This window comes from Streptomyces sp. NPDC088553 (assembly GCF_044752965.1).
GTDB lineage: Bacteria > Actinomycetota > Actinomycetes > Streptomycetales > Streptomycetaceae > Streptomyces.
Map to the genome: position 1 here is coordinate 242,189 of NZ_JBIVMG010000008.1, position 14,735 is coordinate 256,923.

Genomic DNA, 14,735 nt, shown 5'->3' on the forward strand with positions numbered 1-14,735 from the left:
GCAGTCGGGCGGGCGCGGGTCAGTCGGTGCCGAACTCCATCGCGGCGCGGTCCAGCATCTCGTCCTCGTCGGCGGCCTCGCCGCGGGACGCGATGGCCTCCGCACCGCCCTCCGGGAGCTCCGTCAGGGTGCCGATCAGACCGGTCGCGGCCGCCTGGGCGGCACCGATCGCGGGGCTGCCGGTGCCGAGCAGGCCGAGGCCCGCGTACTGCTCCAGCTTGGCGCGCGAGTCGGCGATGTCGAGGTTCCGCATGGTGAGCTGCCCGATCCGGTCCACCGGTCCGAAGGCCGAGTCCTCGGTGCGCTCCATGGACAGCTTGTCCGGGTGGTAGCTGAACGCCGGGCCCGTCGTGTCGAGGATCGAGTAGTCCTCGCCGCGCCGCAGCCGCAGCGTCACCTCGCCGGTGACGGCCGCGCCGACCCAGCGCTGGAGCGACTCACGGACCATCAGCGCCTGCGGGTCCAGCCACCGGCCCTCGTACATCAGCCGGCCGAGACGCCGTCCCTCGTTGTGGTACTGGGCGAGGGTGTCCTCGTTGTGGATGGCGTTGACCAGCCGCTCGTACGCGGCGTGCAGCAGGGCCATGCCGGGCGCCTCGTAGATGCCGCGGCTCTTGGCCTCGATGATCCGGTTCTCGATCTGGTCCGACATGCCCATGCCGTGGCGGCCGCCGATGGCGTTGGCCTCCATGACGAGGTCGACGGCGGAGGCGAACTCCTTGCCGTTGATGGACACCGGCCGGCCCTGCGCGAAGCCGATCGTGACGTCCTCGGTGTCGATCTCGACCGAGGGGTCCCAGAAGCGGACGCCCATGATCGGCTCGACGGTCTCCACGCCGGTGTCGAGGTGCTCCAGCGTCTTGGCCTCGTGGGTGGCGCCCCAGATGTTGGCGTCGGTGGAGTACGCCTTCTCCGTGCTGTCGCGGTACGGCAGCTGGTGGGCGACCAGCCACTCCGACATCTCCTTGCGGCCGCCGAGCTCCGTCACGAAGTCCGCGTCCAGCCAGGGCTTGTAGATCCGCAGGTGCGGGTTGGCGAGCAGGCCGTAGCGGTAGAACCGCTCGATGTCGTTGCCCTTGAAGGTCGAGCCGTCGCCCCAGATCTGGACGTTGTCCTCGAGCATCGCCCGCACGAGGAGGGTGCCGGTGACGGCACGGCCGAGCGGCGTGGTGTTGAAGTACGCGCGGCCGCCGGAGCGGATGTGGAACGCCCCGCAGGTGAGTGCGGCAAGGCCCTCCTCGACCAGCGCGGCGCGGCAGTCGACCAGGCGCGCGATCTCGGCACCGTAGGTCTTGGCGCGGCCGGGCACCGAGGCGATGTCGGGCTCGTCGTACTGGCCGATGTCGGCGGTGTAGGTGCAGGGGATGGCGCCCTTGTCGCGCATCCATGCGACCGCGACGGAGGTGTCGAGGCCGCCGGAGAAGGCGATGCCGACGCGCTCGCCGGCGGGCAGGGAGGTGAGGACCTTGGACATAGGAAGAGTATGCATCATCTCGCATGGTCATGCAAAGGGGTGCCGGCGAGAGAGTGTGGAATCGCCCCTTCCGGCACCCTGCGCGCGATCGGCGTGCGCGGCCGTGGCGCTCAGCGCACCCGGTCGTAGACCAGGGCCAGCTCGCCGAGCTCGCCGGTCTCCCGGCGGGTGAGCCGCCACCGCGAACCCGGCAGGCCGTCGTCGAACAGCCGCTCCCCGTCCCCGGCGATCTCCGGGCAGATCAGCAGGTACAGCCGGTCCACCAGGTCCGCCGCGAGAAGCTCCTTGGTGATGCTCGGGCTGGTGTTGACCAGGATGTCGCCCTCGCCGTGGCTCTTGAGCTCGGCGACGACCTCGGCGGCCGGGGCGTTCACCACCCGGGCGCGGTCCCACGGGGATGCGGTCAGGGTGGTCGACAGGACCACCTTCTCCGTGTCGACGAGCCACTTCGCGTAGCCGCGGTCGCGCGGGTCGGCGTTCTCGTCGGCCGCGACCGCCGGCCAGTACCCCAGGAAGCCCTCGGCGTTGACGCGGCCGAGCAGCGCGGTCGTCGCGTTCTCCCAGATGTGGGTGAGGTGGTCACGGGCCACCTCCGTGGTCGCGTACGGGACGATCGCGGACATGTCTCCCGGTCCGCCGGGGCCGTTGTAGCGCCCGTCGAGGGTGAGGGCGATGTTGGCGGCCACCTTGCGTCCGGTGGAGTGGGTCATGGCTGTACCTGCTTTCCTTCGGTGCGGGTCGAGGTGGGAGACGCGTCGGGAGCCGTGCCGTGGGCGGTGCCGACGGCGGTGGCGAGCTTGTCGAGGCACTGGCCGAAGCCGATCTCGAGGCCCGCGATGAAGTCGGCGGACTCCACCGTGCTGTCGGCGATCAGGTAGTGGACGTCGAGGTCCGTGCCGGCGCCGGTGGGCCGGAGGGTGAGGTCGACGTGGGCCGTGAAGGCGGCGCCGCCGTCGGGGAGTCGGGGCGAGAGCCGGTACGCGAGCCGCTCGCCGGGGCGGGCGACGTCGACGACGCCGTCCCCGCGCCCGGCGACCGGCTCGGAGTCCTCGGGATCCCCGGAGTGCCCGGTGTCCCCGCTGTCCTCGGCGTCGCGGTACTCCAGGAGGATCCGCCCGCCCGGCCGGGCCTCGAAGGCGAGGTCCGAGACGCGCAGGTCGTCGGGTGCCCACCAGTGGCTGAGCAGGGCGGTCTCGGTCAGGTGGCGCCAGACCGCGTCGGGGTCCCCGGCCAGCGACCGGTGGAACCGGAACGAGCGCTCGTCGGCCCATCCCGGCCCCTTGGCCGCGAGCCGCTCGCTCGCGAGGCCGCGCCCGTGACGGTCGTACGTCTCGCGCGACCCGCCGGCCCGGTCCGCGGTGTCGGCGAGCCGCCCGAGCGTGGCCGCCAGATCCCGCAGCGGGCCGGGCCGCAGGGCGTAGACCCGGCGCTGTCCCGAGCGCTGGGAGGTGACGACCCCGGCCCGTTCGAGCGTCTGCAGGTGCTTGGTCGTCTGCGGCTGCCGCGCCTCGGCGAGCTGGGCGAGGACACCGACGGGGCGGGGCCGCTCGGCCAGCAGGCGCACGAGGCGCCAGCGGGCCGGGTCGGCCAGTGCGGTGAGGAGCGGGTCTGCGTCGTCCATGAGGGCGAGTATTCTCCGTCGAGAATATTCTCGTCAAGGAATATGCCGGTGTCCGGAGTGTCGTTGCATAAACCTGCTGAGATACGTATAGTCATGCCATCCATGAGGAGGGTTTCGATGACGGTACGAGTAGCAGTGGCGGGTGCGAGCGGATACGCGGGCGGAGAGCTCCTGCGCCTCCTTCTCGCCCACCCCCACGTGGAGATCGGCGCCCTGACCGGCCACTCCAACGCCGGCCAGCGACTCGGGGCCCTTCAGCCCCATCTGCTGCCGCTCGCCGACCGCGTCCTCGTGCCCACCACGGCCGACGAGCTCGCCGGCCACGACGTCGTCTTCCTGGCCCTGCCGCACGGGCAGTCCGCCGCCGTCGCCGAGCAGCTCGGCCCGGACGTCCTCGTCGTCGACATGGGCGCCGACTTCCGGCTCAAGGAGCCCGCCGACTGGGAGACGTACTACGGCTCCCCGCACGCCGGCACCTGGCCGTACGGCCTCCCCGAACTGCCGGGGGCCCGCGCCGCCCTCCAGGGGTCCAAGCGGGTCGCCGTGCCCGGCTGCTACCCGACCGCCGTCTCGCTCGCGCTCTTCCCCGCGTACGAGAACGGGATCGCCGAGCCCGAGGCCGTGATCGTCGCGGCCTCCGGCACCTCCGGCGCCGGCAAGGCGGCCAAGCCGCACCTGCTCGGCAGCGAGGTCATGGGCAGCATGTCGCCGTACGGCGTCGGCGGCGGCCACCGGCACACCCCCGAGATGATCCAGAACCTCAGCGGACCGGCGGGGGAGCGGGTCACCGTCTCCTTCACGCCGACCCTGGCACCGATGCCCCGCGGCATCCTCGCCACCTGCACCGCCACCGCGAAGCCGGGCGTCACCGCCGAGACCGTACGGGCCGCTTACGAGAAGGCCTTCGCGGACGAGCCCTTCGTCCATCTGCTCCCCGAGGGACAGTGGCCGGCGACGGCGTCCGTCTACGGTTCCAACGCCGTTCAGGTGCAGGTCGCGTACGACGCGGCGGCGAACCGGATCATCGCGATCAGCGCCATCGACAATCTCACCAAGGGCACCGCCGGCGGCGCGGTCCAGAGCATGAACATCGCCCTCGGGTACCCCGAGAGCACCGGACTTTCCACGATCGGAGTGGCTCCGTGAGCGACGCGTGCGCAGCCACCGGTCCGCAGACGACGACGAAGCCCGCACCTCTGCGCTGCGCGGGCGGAGAAGCGAACGGAGAAACACAGTGAGTGTCACCGCAGCGAAGGGATTCACGGCGGCGGGCATCGCCGCCGGGATCAAGACGAACGGCAACCCGGACCTGGCCCTCGTGGTCAACACCGGGCCCCGCCGCGCCGCCGCGGGAGTCTTCACCTCCAACCGCGTCAAGGCCGCCCCCGTCGTCTGGTCCCAGCAGGTCCTCGCCGACGGCGAGCTGACCGCCGTCGTCCTCAACTCCGGCGGCGCCAACGCCTGCACCGGCCCCCAGGGCTTCCAGGACACCCACGCCACCGCCGAGAAGGTCGCCGAGGTCCTCAGCGCCAAGGGCGCCGACGTCGGCGCGGGCGAGATCGCCGTCGCCTCCACCGGCCTCATCGGCATCCTGCTCCCCATGGACAAGCTCCTCCCCGGCGTCGAGAAGGCCGCGGCCGAGCTGTCCGAGCACGGCGGCGAGAAGGCCGCCATCGCCATCAAGACCACCGACACCGTCCACAAGACCTCCGTGGTGACGAAGGACGGCCCCGGCGGCAGCTGGACGGTCGGCGGCATGGCCAAGGGCGCCGGGATGCTGGCCCCCGGCCTCGCCACCATGCTCGTCGTCCTCACCACCGACGCCGACGTCGACAGCGCGGGCCTGGACAGCGCCCTGCGGGGTGCCACCCGCGTCACCTTCGACCGCGTCGACTCCGACGGCTGCATGTCCACCAACGACACCGTCCTCCTCCTCGCCTCCGGCTCCTCCGGCGTGACGCCGGAGCAGGACGCGTTCACCGGGGCCGTACGGGAGGTCTGCGACGACCTCGCCCGCCAGCTCATCGGCGACGCCGAGGGCGCCAGCAAGGACATCCGCATCGAGGTGATCAACGCCGCCACCGAGGACGACGCCGTCGAGGTGGGCCGGTCCATCGCCCGTAACAACCTCCTCAAGTGCGCCATCCACGGTGAGGACCCCAACTGGGGCCGGGTGCTCTCCGCCATCGGCACGACGGCGGCGGCCTTCGAGCCCGACGAGCTCAACGTCGCCATCAACGGCGTCTGGGTCTGCAAGAACGGCTCCGTCGGCGAGGACCGCGACCTGGTCGACATGCGCTACCGGGAGGTCACCATCACCGCCGACCTCGCCGCCGGCACCGAGTCCGCCGTCATCTGGGCGAACGACCTCACCGCCGACTACGTCCACGAGAACAGCGCGTACTCGTCATGAGCGACCCCCAGGCCCCCCAGAACCCCGAGAACCCCGAGAGCACGACCCGGAAGCACACCGCGCTCCCCAAGGCCCAGATCCTCATCGAGGCCCTGCCCTGGCTCACGCGGCACAACGGCAAGACGGTCGTCATCAAGTTCGGCGGCAACGCCATGATCGACGAGGACCTGAAGGCCGCCTTCGCCCAGGACGTCGTCTTCCTGCGCCAGGCCGGTCTCAAGCCGGTCGTCGTGCACGGCGGCGGCCCCCAGATCAGCGCCGCCCTCGACCGCCACGGCATCGTCAGCGAGTTCAAGGCGGGCCTGCGGGTCACCACCGAGGACGCCATGGACGTCGTACGGATGGTCCTCGCCGGCCAGGTCCAGCGCGAGCTCGTCGGGCTGCTCAACCAGCACGGTCCGCTCGCCGTCGGTCTCACCGGCGAGGACGCCCACACCATCACCGCCACCCGGCACCGGCCGGTCGTGGGCGGCGAGCAGATCGACATCGGCCGGGTCGGTGAGATCACCGCCATCGACACCGGCGCCATCCAGGCGCTCCTGGAGGACGGCCGGATCCCGGTCATCTCCTCCATCGCCCGCTCCCAGGACGACGGACATGTCTACAACGTCAATGCTGATACGGCGGCTGCGGCACTCGCTGCGGCGCTGGGCGCCGAGACGCTGATGGTCCTGACCGACGTCGAGGGCCTCTACGAGGACTGGCCGCACAGCGACGAGGTCATCAGCCGGCTCACCGCGAGCCAGCTGGAGAAGCTGCTGCCCGAGCTCTCCAGCGGCATGGTCCCCAAGATGGAGGGCTGCCTGCACGCCGTACGGAACGGGGTCACCACGGCCCGTGTGATCGACGGCCGGGTCCAGCACTCGATCCTGCTGGAGATCTTCACCGACGAGGGCATCGGCACGATGGTCGTGCCGGACGGACAGGGGGACTGATGAGCGGCACCACGCAGCCCGGCAACGAGCGGCTGACCCAGCGGTGGCAGGACTCGCTGATGAACAACTACGGCACCCCCCGGCTGCCCCTCGTCCGCGGTGAGGGCGCGAAGGTCTGGGACGCCGACGGCAACGAGTACCTGGACTTCGTCGGCGGCATCGCGGTGAACGCCCTCGGCCACGGCCACCCGGCGATCGTGGAGGCCGTCACCCGGCAGATCCGGACCCTCGGCCACGTCTCCAACCTGTTCGTCGCCGAACCGCCCGTCGCCCTCGCCGAGAAGCTCCTCGCGCTCTTCGGCCGGCCCGGCAAGGTCTTCTTCTGCAACTCGGGCGCCGAGGCCGTCGAAGGCGCCTTCAAGATCGGCCGGCTCACCGGCCGGTCCCACATGGTCGCCACCCAGGGCGGTTTCCACGGCCGGACCATGGGCTCCCTCGCGCTCACCGGCCAGCCCGCCAAGCAGACCCCGTTCCTGCCGCTGCCCGGCGACGTGACACATGTGCCCTACGGGGACGTCGAGGCACTCCGCGCCGCCGTCACCGAGGACACCGCCCTCGTGATCATCGAGCCCATCCAGGGCGAGAACGGCGTCGTCGTCCCGCCCCCCGGCTACCTCGAGGCGGCCCGGGAGATCACCCGCGCCACCGGAACCCTCCTCGTCCTCGACGAGGTGCAGACCGGCGTCGGCCGCTGCGGCCACTGGTTCGAGTACCAGGCGCACGAGGGCGTCGAGCCCGATGTCGTGACCCTCGCCAAGGGCCTCGGCGGCGGCCTCCCGCTCGGTGCGACCGTCGCCTTCGGTCCCGCCGCGGACCTCTTCGGGCCCGGTCACCACGGCACCACCTTCGGCGGCAACCCGGTGGCCTGCGCCGCCGGAATCGCCGTTCTCGACACCCTGGGCGCCGACGCGGCCCTCGACCACGTGAAGGCGGTCGGGGAGCGGCTGAGGCAGGGAATCGAAGGTCTCGGGCACCCGCTGGTCTCCCACGTCCGTGGTGCGGGCCTCCTGCTGGGTATCGTGCTCACGGAGTCCCTCGCACCTCAGGTGCAGCAGGCGGCTCAGGACGCCGGCCTCCTGGTGAACGCGCCCGCCCCCGATGTCGTACGGATCATGCCTCCGCTGGTCCTCACCGACGCCGAGGCGGACGCCTTCCTCCAGGCCCTGCCCGGAGTCCTCGACGTGGCGAACGGGCAAGGACGAACCGGAGAATGAGACGACGATGACCGACGCGCAGGAGAACGAGCACGGAGGGCCGTCGGTTCCGCAGACCCGCACCGCTCGCCACCGCAGGATCGTCGACATCCTCAACCGGCAGCCGGTGCGCTCGCAGAGCCAGCTCGCCAAGCTCCTCGCGGACGACGGGCTGAGCGTCACCCAGGCGACGCTCTCCCGCGACCTCGACGAGCTGGGCGCGGTGAAGATCCGCAACACCGGCGGCGAGCTGATCTACGCGGTGCCCAGCGAGGGCGGTTTCCGCACCCCGCAGGCCCCGCTCGGCGAGTCCGCGAAGGAGGAGCGCATGCGGCGCCTCTCCGGCGAACTGCTGATCTCCGCCGAGGCGTCCGCCAACCTGGTGGTCCTGCGGACCCCGCCGGGCGCCGCCCAGTTCCTCGCGTCGGCCATCGACCAGGCCGAACTCCACGCGATCCTCGGCACGATCGCGGGTGACGACACCCTGCTGCTCATCAGCCGCGACCCGGCGGGCGGCCAGGCGCTCGCGGACCACCTGCTGAAGCTGGCGCAGAAGTAGCCGCGTCTCAGGAGCGCGTGATCGCCGTCGGCCCGCCGCCCCGGGTGCCGACGGCGATGTGCGGTCGGCGCGCGGGATCGGCCCAGGCGAGCACCGCGCGCATCGCGTCCGCGGGGACGGAGACACAACCGGCGGTCGCCCCGCTCCCGTTGACGTGCAGGAAGATCCCGGCCCCGCGCCCGCGCACCGGCCGGTCGTAGTTGAAGCCGATGACGAGCCCGTGGGCGTACTGGCGGCGGTACGTGACCATGTGCTCGGCCCGGGCCGCCCGGCAGTCCCGGGGCAGGCCCTCGACCCGGCGGTTGTACGAGCGGGAGTCGTTGTCCTGGCACCACCAGGACCGCCGGGTCACGCGCGCGTAGCGGTACGAGGTCCCCGCGGGCGCGGGCTCGATCCCGAAGTCGTACGGCAGCCGGTAGAGCCCGGTGGGCGTGGTGTTCGTGCCCTGCCGCCGTCGCGCGCCCTCGGCCAGCCCCTTCGCCCCGAACCGGGCTCGCGGCTGATCCGGCCTGATCGGCAAGACGCCCCCTAGGGGCGCCGGCCGCGCCACGCGCGCGGGGCGCGGCTAGTCGGCGGCCTGCGGCAGGGGCGGCAGGGGGAGCGGCAGCGCGGGCAGCCCGTCGAGGCTGGTCGCGATGTGGTCCTTGCGCGCGCAGTACGCGTTGAACTCGTCGTCCGTCTTCCGGTTGAAGTACTCGGCGTGCAGGCCCCGGTCCTCCTGGTACTCCATCAGCGGTACGGCGTACCCGCAGGCGTCGCTGATCCGTCGCGCGTGGACGAGGACGATCGCCCGCGCGCTGCCCTGGCCCTCGACGGCCTCGGCCGGGAACCGCGCGAACAGCTCGCCCCAGCGCGGATCGTCCCGCAGCACGGCCTCGCCGGTGCCGTGCACCCGCACGACGGTCGGCGGCCCCGAGAACGCGGTCCACATGAGGGTGATCCGCCCGTTCCCCGGCTCCCGCAGATGAGCGACGGTCTCGGCGCCGCTGCCCCCGAAGTCGACGTAGGCGAGGGTCAGTTCGTCGAGCACCACGAGGGTGCCCCGGCGTCCCTTGGGGCTGAGATTGACGTGTCCGTCGCCGGCGAGGGGAGCGGTCGCCGTGAAGAAGACGGGCTGGTCCTCGATGAAGGCACGGAGTCGTCTGTCGATACGCTCATACGTTTTTCCCATGCCGCCCATACTGCTCCGTCCGCCCTGCCCGCGGCGGGCGCGTCTCGCGTCGCGGGCGGCCGGGGCCGGTCGACCGCTCTCGCGGTGGCGGTCCAGCGGCGCCGCCACCGGAGAGGAGGCGCCGGAGCAGCGCGTTGACAAAGCATACGGTGCATTGCATAGTTATGCCTACGGCAGGATGCCGTCGGCCCCGCCGCCGACCCTGGCGTGACCCGCCCCCGTTGAACAGGTCGCCGCCCGTCCCCGATCGTGGGCGAGGCGGTGGCGGCAGTACCCATTCTCCCGAGGAGCAGCAGCTGTGAGCAGCAACAACGGTGACGTCCGGCTCTGGGGCGGACGGTTCGCCGACGGGCCCGCCGAGGCCCTGGCGAAGTTGTCCGCGTCGGTCCACTTCGACTGGCGCCTCGCGCCGTACGACATCGCCGGTTCCCGCGCCCACGCGCGCGTGCTGCACAAGGCCGGCCTGCTCACCGAGGACGAGCTGACCCGCATGCTCGCCGGTCTCGACCGACTGGAGGCGGACGTCGCCGACGGCACCCTCGTCGGCACCATCGCCGACGAGGACGTCCACACCGCCCTGGAGCGCGGACTCCTGGAGCGCGTCGGCCCGGACCTCGGCGGCAAGCTGCGCGCCGGCCGGTCCCGCAACGACCAGGTCGCCACCCTCTTCCGGATGTACCTGCGCGACCACGCCCGGATCATCGGCGGCCTCGTCGCCGACCTCCAGGACGCCCTCGTCGGCCTCGCAGAGGCGCACCCGGACGTCGCCATGCCCGGCCGTACGCACCTCCAGCACGCCCAGCCGGTGCTCTTCGCCCACCACGTCCTGGCCCACGCCCAGTCCCTCTCCCGGGACGCCGAGCGGCTGCGGCAGTGGGACACCCGGACGGCCGTCTCCCCGTACGGCTCCGGCGCCCTCGCCGGCTCCTCCCTCGGGCTCGACCCGGAGGCGGTCGCCAAGGACCTGGGCTTCGAGCGCGGTTCGGTCGGCAACTCGATCGACGGCACGGCCTCCCGCGACTTCGTCGCCGAGTTCGCCTTCATCACCGCGATGATCGGCATCAACCTGTCGCGGATCGCGGAGGAGATCATCATCTGGAACACGAAGGAGTTCTCCTTCGTGACCCTCCACGACGCCTTCTCCACCGGCTCGTCGATCATGCCGCAGAAGAAGAACCCGGACATCGCCGAGCTCGCCCGGGGCAAGTCCGGCCGTCTCATCGGCAACCTCACCGGCCTCCTGGCCACGCTCAAGGCGCTGCCGCTCGCCTACAACCGTGACCTCCAGGAGGACAAGGAGCCGGTCTTCGACTCCTGCGACCAGCTCGAGGTCCTGCTGCCCGCCTTCACCGGCATGATGGCCACGCTCACCGTCAACCGGGAGCGCATGGAGGAGCTGGCCCCGGCCGGCTTCTCGCTCGCGACGGACATCGCGGAGTGGCTGGTCAAGCAGGGTGTGCCGTTCCGGGTGGCGCACGAGGTGGCCGGCGAGTGCGTGAAGGTCGCCGAGTCCGAGGGCAAGGAGCTGGACGGGCTGACGGACGAGCAGTTCGCCAAGATCTCCGAGCACCTCACCCCCGAGGTCCGCACGGTCCTCAACGTCCCCGGCGCCCTCGCCTCCCGCAACGGCCGGGGTGGCACCGCCCCGTCGGCGGTCGCCGTCCAGCTCGTCGAGGTCAAGGCCGACCTGGTGATCCAGCACGCCTGGGCCGAGGCCAAGAAGTAGCCCCCGCGCCCCACGGTCCTCAGAGCGTCACAGCGCCGCCGCCCAGTCCGCGAGCGCGTCGAAGTCCGGCCGGAGCAGTCCGAGCCGGGGGTCGGCGTGCAGCAACAGGGCGGCGGCGAGGTGTTTCTGCGCCACGTACTCGTGGTCGTACGCGGTGATGTCGTCGTCGACCCAGGCGAACGGCCGCCCCTCCGCGTACTCCAGGATGTACTGCGTCTTCCAGAAGGTCCCGCGAGGGGCCCTTCCGTGCATCTGGGGCCAGTCGATGAACGGCAGCTCGGGCAGCCCGAGATGCGGCCCGATCCAGTCGTTCGCCTCGCCCTTCCAGGTCGTCGCCCAGACCAGCTCCTACGACTCCGCCAGCGCGAGCAGCTCACCCCCGTGCGCGGGGTTCAGCCAGACCCGCAGCGGCTTCGTCTCGAACCAGCCGCCCGGCCGCATCCGGTGGGTCGTGTATCCCTCCGGGCGTCGCTCGCGCTGCGCCGCGTACGGATTCAGCGGCCCGTCGACGTCGATGAGCAGCAGTGGCTTCGTCATGATCGCAGCATTCCGTTCCCGCCCCCGTGAGGCGTCGAATTATCAAATGAGACATTGATGTCTCATTCGGTGTATGGTCGTCTCATGTCAGTCGATCGCACCCAGGTGCTCCACGCAGCCGCCGCCCTGCTCTCCCGCAAGGCGACCGCCACGATGGACGAGGTCGCCCGGTCCGCCGGGATCGGCCGGGCCACGCTGCACCGGCACTTCGCCGGACGGGACGCCCTGGTGCGGGCGCTCGAGGAGCTCGGGCTCCAGGAGATGGAGGCGGCGCTCGACCGGGCCGGGCTCGACGACGGGCCCGAGGACGAGGTCGTACGCCGGCTCATCGCCGAGGTCGAGCGCGTCGCCCCCCTGCTGTCGTTCCTCGTCACCGAGAACCAGCTCTTCGAGGGCGAGCAGCAGCACGAGGGCTGGGCCCACGCCGACGCCCGCGTCTCGGCGCTCTTCCGGCGCGGACAGGAGAGCGGCGTCTTCCGGATCGATCTGACCCCCGCCTGGCTCACCGAGGCCTTCTACGGGCTCGTCGGTTCCGGCGCCTGGGCCGTACAGGACGGCCGGGTCGCCGCCAAGGACTTTCAGTACATGATCGCCGAGCTGCTGCTCGGCGGAGCGCGCAGGAGCGTGGAGAAGTGACCGTCAGCACCCTCAGCACCACGGACCATACCGAGGGCGTGCGCCGCCCCGGCCGGTGGCTCGCCCTCTCCGTTCTCGTCCTGGCCGTCCTCCTCGTGGCGGTCGACGCCACGGTGCTGGGACTCGCCACCCCGTTCCTCTCCGAGGACCTGAAGCCCTCCGGCACCCAGCTCCTCTGGATCGGCGACGTCTACTCCTTCGTCATCGCCGGACTCCTGGTCTCCATGGGCAGCCTCGGCGACCGCATCGGGCGCAAGAAGCTGCTCCTGATCGGTGCCACCGCCTTCGGCGCCGTCTCCGTGCTGAACGCCTACGCGACCAGCCCCGAGATGATGATCGTGGCGCGCGCCCTGCTCGGCGTCGCCGGCGCGACCCTGATGCCGTCCACCCTGGCGCTCATCCGGAACCTCTTCCACGACCCGCGCGAGCGCAGCCTCGCCATCGGCATCTGGGGTGCCATGGCCTCGGCCGGCGCCGCCGTCGGACCGGTCGTCGGAGGCTTCCTCCTGGAGCACTTCTGGTGGGGCTCGGTCTTCCTGATCAACCTGCCCGTCATGGCGGTCCTCGTCCTCGTCGGCATCAAGCTGATCCCCGAGTCCAAGAACCCCGCCCCGGGTCCCTGGGACCTGCCCAGCGTCGCGCTCTCCCTCGTCGGCCTGATCGGCGTCGTCTACGCGATCAAGGAACTGGCCTCGCACGGGCTCTCCCCGGACGCGGGCGTCGCCGCACTGATCGGTGCCGGTGCCCTGACCTGGTTCGTCCGTCGGCAGCTGACCCTGCCCGCGCCGCTCCTGGACATGCGGCTCTTCCGCCACCGCGGCTTCTCGGGCGCCGTCCTCGCCGACCTGCTGACCATCCTCGGCCTCTCCGGCCTGGTGTTCTTCCTGTCCCAGTTCTTCCAGCTGGTCCAGGGCAGGCAGCCCCTGGAGGCCGGACTCGCCGAACTCCCGGCGGCGGTCGGCGCGGTCACGGCCGGTCTGATCGCGGGTCTGGTGGCCCGTCGCTTCTCCGTGCGGTCCGTGGTGGCAGGCGGTCTCGCGGCGGTCGGCCTCTCGCTCGCGGTGCTGACGACGCTCGACCAGCACACCGGCTACCCGCTGCTCGGCGCCGCCCTGCTGGTGGTCGGTGTGGGCGCCGGATTCGCCTTCACCGTCACCGCCGACGTGATCCTGTCCAGCGTCCCGAAGGACCAGGCCGGCTCCGCCTCCGCGGTCTCCGAGACCGCGTACGAACTGGGCGCCGCGCTCGGCATCGCCGTCCTCGGCTCGATCGTGACCGGCGTCTACCGCGGCTTCGCCACCCCGGCCGATGTCCCCTCGGACGTCGCGTCCGCCGCCCACGAGTCGCTCGGCGGCGCGGTCGAGGCCTCCGGCGCCCTCGCCCCGGACACGGCGACGGCCCTGGTGTCGGCCGCCCAGGAAGCCTTCGTCGACGGTCTGCGGATCGCGGCCGGCGTCGGCGCGGCGGTCCTCCTCGCGACGGCGGTCGCGGCCTGGTTCCTGCTCAAGGGCCAGAAGCTGGAGGACGGCGTCGAGCACTGACGCCCGCGGAAACGACGGTGCCCCCGTACGGCCTCCTGGCCGTACGGGGGCACCGTCACATGTCCGTGGGGACCGGGCGGCTGTCTCCGGGACCACGCGACCCCAGGAGCGTCGCCGCCCGGAAAGCGGGCTACGCGGCCTTCGCCTTCGTGGCGTACATGTCCACGTACTCCTGCCCCGACAGCCGCATGACCTCGGCCATCACCGAGTCCGTCACCGCCCGCAGCACATAGCGGTCGCGGTCCATCCCGTCGTACCGCGAGAACTCCATCGCCTCGCCGAAGCGGACCGTCACCCGGCCCGGACGCGGGAAGCCCGCGCCACCCGGCTGGATCTTGTCGGTGCCGATCATCGCGAACGGGATCACCGGCGCGCCCGTCATCAGGGTCAGTCGCGCGATGCCCGTACGGCCCCGGTACAGACGGCCGTCGGGGGAGCGGGTGCCCTCCGGGTAGATCGAGAAGATCTTGCCCTCCTCCAGGACCCTGCGGCCGGTCATCAGGGCCGCCACACCACCGCGGCCGCCGTCCCGGTCCACCGGGATCATGCCGACGCTGGTGAAGAACCAGGCCATCGCCCGGCCCTTGACGCCCTTGCCCTTCACGTACTCGTCCTTGCCGATGAAGTAGACCGGACGGTCCAGGCAGATCGGCATGATCATCGAGTCGATGAAGGTCAGGTGATTGCCCGCGAGGATGACGGGACCGGTCCCCGGGATGTTCTCGGCGCCCTCCACGCGGGGGCGGAACATCAGGCGCATGACCGGCCCGAGCACTGCCTTGATGATCGCGAGACGGGACAAGGTTCCTCCGGTGGGATGCGGGTCAGCCGAGCTGACGGTGCAGCTGGCGACGATACTCGCGGGTCACGTCCGTGCGCACATCGGGTTCACCGAGTGGATACGCAGTGTTGACGTGTGTTTCCGCCAT

13 protein-coding genes and 2 pseudogenes are annotated in these 14,735 nt (G+C 71.6%); 8 read left to right on the top strand and 7 right to left on the bottom strand.

Translation table 11 applies throughout. From position 1 onward, the window contains the following. Nucleotides 1-19 precede the first annotated feature (19 nt). The 3 genes from argG to ACIP8Z_RS27445 all read right to left on the bottom strand — a co-directional run bounded on the left by argG (nt 20) and on the right by ACIP8Z_RS27445 (nt 3,095). Nucleotides 20-1,474, bottom strand: a complete 1,455-nt coding sequence (gene argG, locus ACIP8Z_RS27435; protein ID WP_319318188.1) for an argininosuccinate synthase — start codon at nt 1,472-1,474, stop codon at nt 20-22. 110 nt (nt 1,475-1,584) lie between these two features. Further along, the gene (locus ACIP8Z_RS27440; protein WP_402087948.1) at nt 1,585-2,184 is read right to left on the bottom strand and encodes a dihydrofolate reductase family protein; all 600 of its coding nucleotides are present in this window, start codon (nt 2,182-2,184) and stop codon (nt 1,585-1,587) included. Next, nucleotides 2,181-3,095 (bottom strand): metalloregulator ArsR/SmtB family transcription factor, encoded by a 915-nt coding sequence (locus ACIP8Z_RS27445; RefSeq protein WP_402087950.1) that lies wholly within the window; start codon nt 3,093-3,095, stop codon nt 2,181-2,183. Before ACIP8Z_RS27445 ends, ACIP8Z_RS27440 begins: the two co-directional genes overlap by 4 nt. Nucleotides 3,096-3,212: 117 nt before the next feature. Here ACIP8Z_RS27445 and argC point away from each other — a divergent pair, with 117 nt between their 5' ends. From argC to ACIP8Z_RS27470, 5 genes are all read left to right on the top strand, one after another. Continuing rightward, nucleotides 3,213-4,241, top strand: coding sequence for an N-acetyl-gamma-glutamyl-phosphate reductase (argC, locus tag ACIP8Z_RS27450; protein ID WP_402087952.1), 1,029 nt, complete (start codon nt 3,213-3,215; stop codon nt 4,239-4,241). An 88-nt stretch (nt 4,242-4,329) separates the two neighbouring features. Further along, nucleotides 4,330-5,508, top strand: coding sequence for a bifunctional glutamate N-acetyltransferase/amino-acid acetyltransferase ArgJ (gene argJ, locus ACIP8Z_RS27455; RefSeq protein ID WP_402087955.1), 1,179 nt, complete (start codon nt 4,330-4,332; stop codon nt 5,506-5,508). Next, on the top strand, nt 5,505-6,443 hold the full coding sequence (argB, locus tag ACIP8Z_RS27460) for an acetylglutamate kinase (RefSeq protein ID WP_402087957.1): 939 nt from the start codon (nt 5,505-5,507) through the stop codon (nt 6,441-6,443). Before argJ ends, argB begins: the two co-directional genes overlap by 4 nt. Beyond that, nucleotides 6,443-7,657, top strand: coding sequence for an acetylornithine transaminase (locus ACIP8Z_RS27465; RefSeq protein WP_402087959.1), 1,215 nt, complete (start codon nt 6,443-6,445; stop codon nt 7,655-7,657). The genes argB and ACIP8Z_RS27465 overlap by 1 nt, the downstream gene beginning before the upstream one ends. A 7-nt stretch (nt 7,658-7,664) precedes the next feature. Continuing rightward, the gene (locus tag ACIP8Z_RS27470) at nt 7,665-8,195 is read left to right on the top strand and encodes an arginine repressor (RefSeq protein WP_030316147.1); all 531 of its coding nucleotides are present in this window, start codon (nt 7,665-7,667) and stop codon (nt 8,193-8,195) included. A 7-nt stretch (nt 8,196-8,202) separates the two neighbouring features. Here ACIP8Z_RS27470 and ACIP8Z_RS27475 read toward each other — a convergent pair. Beyond that, nucleotides 8,203-8,688: pseudogene (locus ACIP8Z_RS27475) on the bottom strand (L,D-transpeptidase family protein); the annotation flags it as partial. A 72-nt stretch (nt 8,689-8,760) separates the two neighbouring features. Beyond that, nucleotides 8,761-9,366 (bottom strand): pyridoxamine 5'-phosphate oxidase family protein, encoded by a 606-nt coding sequence (locus ACIP8Z_RS27480; protein WP_402087961.1) that lies wholly within the window; start codon nt 9,364-9,366, stop codon nt 8,761-8,763. A gap of 298 nt (nt 9,367-9,664) precedes the next feature. Here ACIP8Z_RS27480 and argH point away from each other — a divergent pair, with 298 nt between their 5' ends. After that, a complete protein-coding gene (gene argH, locus ACIP8Z_RS27485) occupies nt 9,665-11,092 on the top strand; it encodes an argininosuccinate lyase (protein ID WP_402087964.1) in 1,428 nt (475 codons plus the stop codon). A gap of 27 nt (nt 11,093-11,119) precedes the next feature. Here argH and ACIP8Z_RS27490 read toward each other — a convergent pair. Beyond that, a pseudogene (locus ACIP8Z_RS27490) lies at nt 11,120-11,629 on the bottom strand (HAD domain-containing protein). Between the two features lie 84 nt (nt 11,630-11,713). Here ACIP8Z_RS27490 and ACIP8Z_RS27495 point away from each other — a divergent pair. Beyond that, nucleotides 11,714-12,265, top strand: a complete 552-nt coding sequence (locus tag ACIP8Z_RS27495) for a TetR/AcrR family transcriptional regulator (RefSeq protein ID WP_402087965.1) — start codon at nt 11,714-11,716, stop codon at nt 12,263-12,265. Further along, a complete protein-coding gene (locus ACIP8Z_RS27500; protein WP_402087967.1) occupies nt 12,262-13,806 on the top strand; it encodes an MFS transporter in 1,545 nt (514 codons plus the stop codon). Before ACIP8Z_RS27495 ends, ACIP8Z_RS27500 begins: the two co-directional genes overlap by 4 nt. 130 nt (nt 13,807-13,936) lie before the next feature. Here ACIP8Z_RS27500 and ACIP8Z_RS27505 read toward each other — a convergent pair whose 3' ends face one another. Further along, complete coding sequence (locus tag ACIP8Z_RS27505; protein WP_402087970.1) at nt 13,937-14,608, bottom strand: lysophospholipid acyltransferase family protein; 672 nt, start codon at nt 14,606-14,608, stop codon at nt 13,937-13,939. Between the last annotated feature and the right edge of the window lie 127 nt (nt 14,609-14,735).

Coding starts and splice junctions, on each gene's coding strand:
- argG (WP_319318188.1), bottom strand. CDS start 1,474: ATGTCCAAGGTCCTCACCTCCCTGCCCGCCGGCGAGCGCGTCGGCATC.
- ACIP8Z_RS27440 (WP_402087948.1), bottom strand. CDS start 2,184: ATGACCCACTCCACCGGACGCAAGGTGGCCGCCAACATCGCCCTCACC.
- ACIP8Z_RS27445 (WP_402087950.1), bottom strand. CDS start 3,095: ATGGACGACGCAGACCCGCTCCTCACCGCACTGGCCGACCCGGCCCGC.
- argC (WP_402087952.1), top strand. CDS start 3,213: ATGACGGTACGAGTAGCAGTGGCGGGTGCGAGCGGATACGCGGGCGGA.
- argB (WP_402087957.1), top strand. CDS start 5,505: ATGAGCGACCCCCAGGCCCCCCAGAACCCCGAGAACCCCGAGAGCACG.
- ACIP8Z_RS27465 (WP_402087959.1), top strand. CDS start 6,443: ATGAGCGGCACCACGCAGCCCGGCAACGAGCGGCTGACCCAGCGGTGG.
- ACIP8Z_RS27470 (WP_030316147.1), top strand. CDS start 7,665: ATGACCGACGCGCAGGAGAACGAGCACGGAGGGCCGTCGGTTCCGCAG.
- ACIP8Z_RS27480 (WP_402087961.1), bottom strand. CDS start 9,366: ATGGGAAAAACGTATGAGCGTATCGACAGACGACTCCGTGCCTTCATC.
- ACIP8Z_RS27495 (WP_402087965.1), top strand. CDS start 11,714: ATGTCAGTCGATCGCACCCAGGTGCTCCACGCAGCCGCCGCCCTGCTC.